The 9,255-nt window shown below is 64.3% G+C and carries 4 protein-coding genes and 3 rRNA genes; 3 read left to right on the top strand and 4 right to left on the bottom strand.

Going from position 1 to position 9,255, the window contains the following annotated elements:
- Nucleotides 1-5: 5 nt before the first annotated feature.
- The gene (locus ACMGFE_RS25860) at nt 6-893 is read right to left on the bottom strand and encodes a hypothetical protein (RefSeq protein WP_436928151.1); all 888 of its coding nucleotides are present in this window, start codon (nt 891-893) and stop codon (nt 6-8) included.
- A gap of 523 nt (nt 894-1,416) precedes the next feature.
- On the opposite strand from ACMGFE_RS25860, the gene ACMGFE_RS25855 reads away from it, so the two are divergent.
- The 3 genes from ACMGFE_RS25855 (at nt 1,417) to ACMGFE_RS25845 (ending at nt 5,441) form a co-directional block, all read left to right on the top strand.
- Nucleotides 1,417-3,051, top strand: coding sequence for a helix-turn-helix transcriptional regulator (locus ACMGFE_RS25855; RefSeq protein ID WP_436928150.1), 1,635 nt, complete (start codon nt 1,417-1,419; stop codon nt 3,049-3,051).
- Nucleotides 3,052-3,173: 122 nt separating this feature from the next.
- On the top strand, nt 3,174-4,418 hold the full coding sequence (locus ACMGFE_RS25850; protein ID WP_436928149.1) for a tyrosine-type recombinase/integrase: 1,245 nt from the start codon (nt 3,174-3,176) through the stop codon (nt 4,416-4,418).
- A gap of 66 nt (nt 4,419-4,484) precedes the next feature.
- Nucleotides 4,485-5,441 carry a family 43 glycosylhydrolase gene (locus tag ACMGFE_RS25845; RefSeq protein WP_436928148.1) on the top strand — a complete coding sequence of 319 codons (957 nt, stop codon included), beginning with the start codon at nt 4,485-4,487 and terminating at the stop codon, nt 5,439-5,441.
- A 161-nt stretch (nt 5,442-5,602) separates the two neighbouring features.
- On the opposite strand, the gene rrf is transcribed toward ACMGFE_RS25845, so the two are convergent.
- The 3 genes from rrf to ACMGFE_RS25830 form a co-directional block, all read right to left on the bottom strand.
- Nucleotides 5,603-5,725 (bottom strand): 5S ribosomal RNA (gene rrf, locus ACMGFE_RS25840).
- Nucleotides 5,726-5,868: 143 nt separating this feature from the next.
- Nucleotides 5,869-8,791 (bottom strand): 23S ribosomal RNA (locus tag ACMGFE_RS25835).
- Nucleotides 8,792-9,144: 353 nt separating this feature from the next.
- Nucleotides 9,145-9,255 (bottom strand): 16S ribosomal RNA (locus ACMGFE_RS25830); the annotation flags it as partial.

Genomic DNA, 9,255 nt, shown 5'->3' with positions numbered 1-9,255 from the left:
CGGGCCTACCGACCGCGACCGGGGTCGTCGCGCCCCGGCTCGCCGGCGTTGTCGTCTCCCTCGTCCTCGTTGCCTTCGTCGCTCGCGTCGTCGTCGGTGCCGTCTGTCCGGTCGTCGCTTCGATCGTCGTCACTCTCGTCATCCCGGTCATCCCGGTCGTCACCGTCACGGTCGTCCTCCCGATCGTCGCCGTCACGGTCGTCCTTCCGATCGTCGCCGTCTCGGTCGTCATCACGGTCATCGTCTCGGCTCCTGTCGCCGCGGTCGTCGCCGCCCTTCCGGCGGTCGTCCCCGCGGGTCTCGACGCTGAACGACTGGACGTTCGACTGATAGAGCCCGGTCTCGTCTCCGGTGTTGACCGTCAGGAACGTCTCGTACTCGCCCTTCTTGAACGCCGTCGACGGGAGTTCGACGTCGTAGGTGAACGTCGGCTGGACGCCGTCGCCGGCGTAGCCGTAGCCGTAGCCGAACTCGGTGGTGTCACCAGTCCGTTCGTCGTAGCCGTAGCCGTACCCGTAGCCGTACGAGCCGTTCCGGTCGACGGGGGTGATCCCGGCTTTCTTCCGGAGCTGTTCGACCTTGATCTGGCCCTCGCCGACGACGCCGCCTTCGGGGTCGGTCCCGACGATGGTCCCGTTCGGCGCGAAGGTGATCCGAAGCCCCTCCTCGGCGCCGGCCGGCCGGACCGTGAGCGTGTAGTTCTCGACCGGGACCCGCTCGCCGTCACGGATGTCGATTGACGAGGTGAGCGTGAAATCGTCGGGTTTGGTCACCTCGTCGGGTCCCTCGACCGCGGTCTCGACCCCGGCCGCCGAGCCGGCGAACGCCGCCACTGAAACGACGATGCCTGCGACCAGCGCTGCCGCTACGAGCTGCTGTCTATCAGGTAACATGATTTATAGTTAACTTATTTCGTCGTCGCTCGACCCTGCGAACAGCGGCGCCGCTCTCGTGGCGGCGTCGCCTCCGAACGGTCGAACGCAACGGATTTCTGTTAGTTCGCTTCTACAGTGAGAGCCCACTCCCGATTACAGCATAAACCCGGACAGTCGTTGCGTGCGTCCGCCGCGTTCGTTCCGTTTAGTTGCGGCTCGTTCGACTCGTTTTATCCGTTTACACCTGATGTATTCAAAAGTATTAGCCGATATATTGCGGGATCGACCGATAATACCGGCGTCTTGCGTGTGACATACGCAGCTATTTGTGTCCCGCTCGCGTCCGTGTGAAGTGAGACGTCGATGACACTCAGGGGGACATCGAACAGATGATCGAACAGGGCGTCCAACCGATAACTAACAAGATTCCGACTAGTGCTATCCGAGGTCGTCGCTCGGACGATATGTCACTGAATATATTAGAATTGCACGCCGAAAACGCCGGCGGCACCGCGGTGCTCTCGTCCGCGGCGGACGAGGGATGACCGACTCCGGGCACGTCTTGATCGTGGCGGTCGTCGTGGTGGCGGTCGGGTCCGTCCTGGGGGGTGGACCCGTGACCGCGCTGACGGCAGGCGTCGACGCAGTCACCTACTCGGGGGACGGGACTGCGGCGGTCGACGGACAGCAGCCGCTCCTCTGGCAATCGGCCGACCACCGGTTCACCGTGACCGTCTCGACGACCGACGCGTACGACGGCGACGCGTGCCTCGAAACGACGCTGAACCGGAGCGACCGGACGGAGCGGCTCGCGTGCGAGCGCGTCCGCCTCCCGGCGAACGCGACCCGGAACGTGACGGTGTCCGTCGACGAGTGGCCCAGCGAGCTGACGGGCGCGCAGTCGGTTCGCGGATACGTCGGGAACGCGTCCGGCGGAACCCGGACCGCCAGCGCGTCGACGCCGGTCGCGGTGGTCCGGAAATCGGGGGACCTCGACGGCGACGGACTCTCGAACCAGCGCGAAGCGTCGCTCGGGTCCGAGCTGCGGGGGACCGACAGCGACGGCGACGGGATCGGAGACGCGCTCGAAGTCGACACGTACGGGACCGATCCGACCGACGCAGACACCGACGGGGACGACCTCTCGGACGGCGCCGAGGTCCACGAGCACCAGACCGACCCGACCGCTGCCGACACCGACGGCGACGGGCTGGCGGATCCGCGGGAGGTCGCGCTCGGGACGAACCCGAACAGAGCCGACAGCGACGGCGACGGCGTCGACGACGGCCGCGAGGTGAACGTCTACGAGACCGACCCGCTCGCGGCCGACTCGGACGACGACGGGCTCGACGACGGGACCGAGACGGCGGACCACGAGACGAACCCGCTCCGGTCGGACACCGACGGGGACGACCTCGCGGACGGGCTCGAAGTCAACACGTACGGGACAGACCCGACCGAAGTGGACAGCGACGACGACGGCCTCCCGGACGGCGTCGAGGTCCACGAGCACCAGACCGACCCGACTGTCGCCGACACCGACGGCGACGGCCTCACCGACGGGCAGGAAGTCAACACGTACGGGACCAACCCCACGAACGAGGACACCGACGGGGACCGACTCCGGGACGGCGCCGAGGTGAACGACTACCGGACCAACCCCGACGAAGTCGACTCCGACGGGGACGGCGAGAGCGACTACGTCGAGGTGGACCCGAACAGCGGCCTACCACTCGTCGCCGTCACGGCCGGACTCCTCGCGCTCGTCCTCGTCGTCGGCACCGTCGGACTGGCTCGCTCGCGGTCGATCCGGGGGATCGACGTCCGGATCGACGGGTCGATCCCGACGGTCCCCGTCGACGTCGCCGGGCGACTCGGCGAGTCGGCCGAACCGGACGAGAACGACGAGTCCGAACCCGACGGTTCGGCCCGCGACGTCCCCCTCGAGTTGCTCTCCAACGAGGAGCAGATCCGCCGGATCCTCGACGACCACGACGGCCGCATCCGCCAGGCGGACCTCGTCGACGAGACCGACTGGTCGAAATCGAAGGTGAGTCGCGTCCTCTCGGAGATGGAAGCCGACGGCGAGATTGAGAAGATAGACGTCGGCGGCGGCAACGTCGTCACGCGCGCCGACGAGGTTCCCACCGGCGCTGGGCGGCCCTTCGAGGACTAATCACGACCACTTTGAAGAGGGTGACCCGCGTCCGTGCGTGACGAATGGACGACACGCAGACGTCACGGGTCGCCGGGGTCGTGCGCGCCGCGCCCGCCCCGTGCCGGGAGGGGCGGTGAGCGATGGCCGGCCGCGCGCCCTCGACCCCGCTCGACGAGACGTTCGACCGCTACCTGCGGGACAAGGGGAAGGGCCGCGGCGGCGAGGGCGGGAACTACCGCCGGAACGCCGCGCGCGAACTCGACCGGTTCCGCGAGTGGGCCGCCGGCGACCGCGGCGGCGACGGCTGGGACGGCGTCACTCCCGCCGACGCCGAGCGCGACCCCGCGTTCGCCGACCTGGACGAGCGCGTCTTCCGCGAGTACGCGCGCCACCTCGCCGGCGACCGCGGACTGAAACAGAACACCGTCGGGACGTACTACGCCTACGTCTCCGCGTGGTGCGGCTGGTGCGTCAACGAGGGCTACCTGGAGGCCCACTACGCCCAGCGGGCGAGCGCGATGGCGCCGCTCCCCGACGACGACGGCCGGAAACCCGGCGACCAGCAGGCCTGGACCGCCGAGCAGCGCCACGCCCTCACGCGCCACGTCGACGAGCGCGCCCGCGAGGCCGTCGAGCGGTTCGCCGGCCAGCGGAGCAGGACCGCCGACCCCGAGTACGACCGGACGGACCGCCAGCGCGCGCGATACGAGGCGATCAGCGCCGCCCGCGACCGCGCTCTCGTCTTCGTCCTCGCGTACACCGCCGTCCGCGTCGGCGAACTCCTCCGCGACCCGGACGACCCGCGACGCCGCGGCGTCCGCTGGGAGGACCTCGACCTCGACGACGGCCGGATGACCGTCTACCGGAAGAAACAGCAGTGGGACGCCACCGGCCTCCCCGACCCCGTCCACCGACCGCTCGCCACCTACCGCCGCCTGCTCGACCCCCCTTCCGACCGCTGGCCCGTCTTCCCGACGTTCGACCACCGGACGCTCGCGACGCTGGTCCGTGAAGAGCTGGCCGACCGCGACCTCCGTCCGGAGGCCATCGACGAGCGCCGGGAGGGTTTCGCTCGCGATCTCCTCCTCGCCCTCGACGACGACGTCCCCCCGCCCTCGATGACGACCGACGGCGCGCGCTCGGTCCTCCGGCGGCTCACCGGCGCGACCGATATCGACGTCGACCACCCGAAACACGACTACCTCGCCCCCCACGGCGGCCGCCGCGGGATGGGCGAGGTCCTCGTCCGCGCGTTCGGCTACACCGTCGCCGCCCGCTACCTCGACAACTCCGAGGGGATGGTCCGCGAGCGCTACTCCCACATCGAAGCCGGCGAGCTCGGCGACGTCGCGACCGAGGCGCTCGAAGACGTCGACGGTCTGTAACGTGAACCCGCGACAGGCCGTCCGAAAGGGAAGGGTTCCATACCCAGGGGGTCGACCCCGGAAGACATGGCGTGGAATCCCCTGGCACCCGACCCGGAGTCGTTCGCGATCGAAGACGCGCCCGCACCGCTGTTCCGCGACCCGGTGTTCGACGGCGCAGCGGACCCGTCGATCATGTGGCACCGCGAAGACGAGGAGTGGTGGCTGTTCTACACGCAGCGCCGGTCGAACATCGACGTGCCCGGCAAGGCGTGGATCCACGGTTCGGAGATCGGCGTCGCCACTGCCAGCGACAGCAGCCGCTTCTGTTACCGGGGGACGCTCGACCTCGATGTCGAACCCGGCCACAACACTCACTGGGCCCCCGAGATCCTCTACCACGATAGCACCTACCACCTCTACGTCAGCTACCTCCCCGGCGTCCCGCAGGCGTGGGAGGGGCCCCGCTACGTCGTCCACTGTACGAGCGACGACTGCCGGGACTGGACCGTCCAGAGCCAGCTCTCGCTCACCTCCGAGTACGTCATCGACGCCGACGTCCACCGCCTCGACGACGGAACCTGGCGTATGTGGTACAAGGACGAGGCCGACAACTCCTACATCTACGCCGCCGACAGCGACGACCTCTACGACTGGAGTACACAGGAGTCACCCGTTCTCGACGACCAGGCGCAGGAAGCGCCGATCGTCTTCGAATGGCGAGGGTGCTACTGGCTGCTGACAGATTCGTGGGACGGGCTGAGCGTCTACCGCTCGCCCGACGGCCGCGAGTGGACCGCCCAGCCGGAAAATCTCCTCACTGAGGCGGGCGCACGGCCGGGCGACGACTACCAGGGCGGCCACCCCGACGTGTTCGTCGTCGACGATCAGGCGTCCCTCCTCTATCACGTCCACCAGTCGGGTACCGACCGCCGATACACGGTCGAGGACGACCGCGCACGACAGACCGTTCTCCAGGTCGCCCCGCTCGACGTCGAGGACGGCTGGCTCGTCTGCGACCGCGACCGCTATCACGAGCAGTAGTTTCAGCGGGGAATCTGAGAGAGCGAGGGCCGATTCGCATCGCTCGCAGTTCGAGTCTCTGAACGACGCTGTCGGCACTCGTCGGTAAATACGAAAACCCCCGACCAGCGTTGAGACTGGTCGGGGGTAGTGAACCCGGCCGGATGTGGCCGGAAGATGAGTGGAGGCGGCGAACCAGGTTTCCCAGAGACTCTCGTACTCCAGTACTCGCCGGAACGCAGGCGGGCTTAACTTCCGTGTTCGAGATGGGTACGGGTGTAAACCCCGCCGCTATGGCCGCCCTAACGCCGATCCGCGGAATCGAACCGCGTCCGGACAGGTGTCCGGAACGCCAGTTATCGGTGATCCGATGTGACGACCGTATGTACGTGCAATCCAGGTTCCGCCTGGACCCGAATCATCGGGTCCGTATATCCAAATGCGGTATGATTGGTGGCTTCGGTCAGTTAGTTCTCGCGGGCTAAACACCTCGTTGCCTCGGTGCGTACACCCCGAGTCTATCGAACTCGTCTTCTACGAGCGACCTCGGCGGTATCTCTTTTCCAGGTGGGTTTCCGGCTTAGATGCGTTCAGCCGTTACCCCGTGTGGCGTAGCTGCCCGGCAGCGCCCTCTCGGACGACCGGTACACCAGTGGCCACCATCCGTAGTTCCTCTCGTACTATACGGACGTTCCCGTCAGATACCAATGACACCCCCAATAGATAGCAGCCGACCTGTCTCGCGACGGTCTAAACCCAGCTCACGACCTCCTTTAATAGGCGAACAACCTCACCCTTGCCCGCTTCTGCACGGGCAGGATGGAGGGAACCGACATCGAGGTAGCAAGCCACTCGGTCGATATGTACTCTTGCGAGTGACGACTCTGTTATCCCTAAGGTAGCTTTTCTGTCAGCAATGGCCCGCATCGAGCGGGCGAATTGGTTCGCTAAACCACGCTTTCACGTCAGCGATCCTCGTTGGGAAGATCACTGTCAGTCCATCTTTTGCTTTTGCACTCTTCGCCGCGTTTCCGACACGGCTGAGATGGACTTGGGGCGCGCTCGATATCTTTTCAAGCGCGTACCGCCCCAGTCAAACTGCCCGGCTATCGGTGTCTTCCGCCAGGAGTGAGGGTCGCAGTCACTACCGGGTAGTGTTTCATGGATGCCTCGGTGGCCCGCTAGCGCGGGTACCTGTGTAACGGCTCCTACCTACTCTGCACAGTAGCGACCACGTCCCAGCGACAGCCTGCAGTAAAGCTCTATAGGGTCTTCGCTTCCCCTTGGGGGTCTCCAGACTCCGCACTGGAACGTACAGTTCACCGGGCTCAACGTTGGGACAGCGGGGCTCTCGTTGATCCATTCATGCAAGCCGCTACTGAAGCGGCAAGGTACTACGCTACCTTAAGAGGGTCATAGTTACCCCCGCCGTTAACGGGTCCTTCGTCCTGTTGTACCAGGTGTTCAGATACCCGCACTGGGCAGGATTCAGTGACCGTACGAGTCCTTGCGGATTTGCGGTCACCTATGTTGTTACTAGACAGTCGGAGCCCCCGAGTCACTGCGACCTGCCTCTCTCCGAGGCAGGCATCCCTTCTTCCGAAGGTACGGGACTAGATTGCCGAATTCCCTAACGTCGATTGATCCCGACAGGCCGTGGCTTTCTCCGCCATGAGCACCTGTGTCGGTTCTCGGTACGGACACTGTTCTCGTCTTTTCACGGGCCCCAGGGTAGCCTGACTTGCGCTATACTGCCATTCGTCCGCTTCGTGCCATTACGGCTTCCACGGAGTTGGACAGGTCGACCGGGCGATTGCCCGGCTCAGGTGAACCCAAGGCGTCGACTTTCAATGAACAGCGGCGCAGGAATATTAACCTGCTTCCCATTTCGTCCCATTCGAATTACGGTGAGACTTAGGACCGGCTAACCCTCAGCTGACGAACAGTGCTGAGGAACCCTAGCTCTTTTGGCCGTCAGGATTCGCACCCGACTTTCGCTACTACTATGACCAGGATTTTCGTTTCTAATCGGTCCACACGAACTCTCGGCCGTGCTTCCACCCGATCAGAACGCCGACCTACACGGTCAGAAGTTGAAATCTGCGGTCAGGTATCGGTGGTGGACTTGAGCCCCGATCATTTTGGGCGCCTCAAACCTCGGCCGGTAAGCTGTTACGCTTTTCTTGGAGGGTAGCTGCTTCTAAGCTCACCTCCCGGCTGTCTAGGGCTTGAGACCACCTTCGATCGCACTTAGTCCACACTTGGGGACCTTAACCCGACTCTGGGTTGTCTCCCTCACGGTACACAGGCTTACCCCGCGCACCGAACTCCCCGCGTCCACAGCGTTCGTAGGTTCGGAGTTTGACAGCACGGCCGACCTCTCTCGAGGGCGGTCCGCGCAATCAGTCTCTCTACCCCACGAACTACCTCGGCAGGGGTAATGCTTCGACATTTTTCGGTCGGAACCAGCTGTTGCCGAACTCGATGGGCCTTTCACCCCTACACGTAGGTCACGAGAGGGTGTTGTAAAACACCAACTCTAGCAGACCTCCACGTGCCTTTCGGCACGCTTCGTCTTGCCCACGCGTAGATCGTCCGGTTTCGGGTCGTGTCAGTTTGACTCCCCGCGCTTGAACACGGCGGCCCTGGCGCAAAGCGCTGCGGCCATGTCGGTTTCCCTATGCCTTCCCGGATGAACCGGTTAGACTCGCCAAACAGACACACTCCCTGGTTCGTTTTTCAAAACGTACGACGGAACATCGGCTCCCGTTCGGTCCTACTGTGTGGTCGCCCACAGGTCGTTTTCGAACGGGCCTTGTATGCCCCGTCGCTCCATCGCCACTCGATTTCAGGCCCTGTTTCACCTCCCTTCTGAGGGTACTTTTCAGCGTTCGCTCGCGCTACTTGTTCGCTATCGGTCTCGAGGAGTATTTAGCCTTAGCAGTAGATGCCTGCTATATTCACGAGGGATTTCCAACCCCCGCTACTCCGGAACCGGCTCACGTCGTACTACTTCCCGTTACGGGGCTTTCACCCTGTATCGCGCTCCGTTCCAGGAGACTTCACAAGAAGGTTCGGACGATGATCGCCGGCCCAATACACCACATTGGCCGTGAGGCCTTCAGTTTGGGCTGTATCGCGTTCACTCGCGGTTACTAACAATATCTCGTTTGATTTCTTTTCCGACCGGTACTAAGATGTTTCAATTCCCGGCGTTCCCCATTGCGCAAAGCAATTGCAGAGGGGATTCCCATTCGGATATCCTGTGTTCTTCGCTTCCATGCAGCTCCCACAGGCTTATCGCAGCTTGGCACGTCCTTCGTCGGCACTCGAGCCGAGCCATTCACCGAGTGGCATAGTAGCCACTTCGTCGGATACACGTATCCCGATGATACGGATCCAGTTGACGTCTGGATTGCACGTACACACGGCCGTCATCGCGCGCCTCCGGCGGTCGTCGGAGACGGCATCGAACCCTTCCCAACCTCGCTTTCGCGGGATGGTGCATATGTTCTGCGGGCGCGATGCCCGCTGTATTGACCGACTCGGATTCGAACCGAGAACACCTCGAAGAGGTGCGCTGCCTGCTCGGTCTTCCCCGTGAGGGGAAATGTGAGCCTTGACAGTCGGTGCCCGATCGGGACGATCGGGGTGTCACCGGGTGCCTGCCACGAGGACAGGACTTTCGTAAGTGAGCCGGGGCGTCGCCCCGGTCTCGGTCAGTAGGAGGTGATCCAGCCACAGATTCCTCTACGGCTACCTTGTTACGACTTAATCCCCCTTGCGGAGCCCAGATTCGACTCGGGTATCCGAGCCTCATCCGGACCCCACTCGG

The sequence above is a fragment of the Halosimplex amylolyticum genome (genome assembly GCF_051414035.1).
In the GTDB taxonomy this organism is placed as follows: Archaea; Halobacteriota; Halobacteria; order Halobacteriales; family Haloarculaceae; genus Halosimplex; species Halosimplex amylolyticum.
The sequence above is the reverse complement of the archived record's forward strand: the minus strand, read 5'-3'. Positions and strand labels throughout refer to the sequence as shown.

Excerpts from the sequence above, each read along its gene's own strand:
- ACMGFE_RS25860 (WP_436928151.1), bottom strand. The coding sequence starts at position 893 with ATGTTACCTGATAGACAGCAGCTCGTAGCGGCAGCGCTGGTCGCAGGC.
- ACMGFE_RS25855 (WP_436928150.1), top strand. The coding sequence starts at position 1,417 with ATGACCGACTCCGGGCACGTCTTGATCGTGGCGGTCGTCGTGGTGGCG.
- ACMGFE_RS25850 (WP_436928149.1), top strand. The coding sequence starts at position 3,174 with ATGGCCGGCCGCGCGCCCTCGACCCCGCTCGACGAGACGTTCGACCGC.
- ACMGFE_RS25845 (WP_436928148.1), top strand. The coding sequence starts at position 4,485 with ATGGCGTGGAATCCCCTGGCACCCGACCCGGAGTCGTTCGCGATCGAA.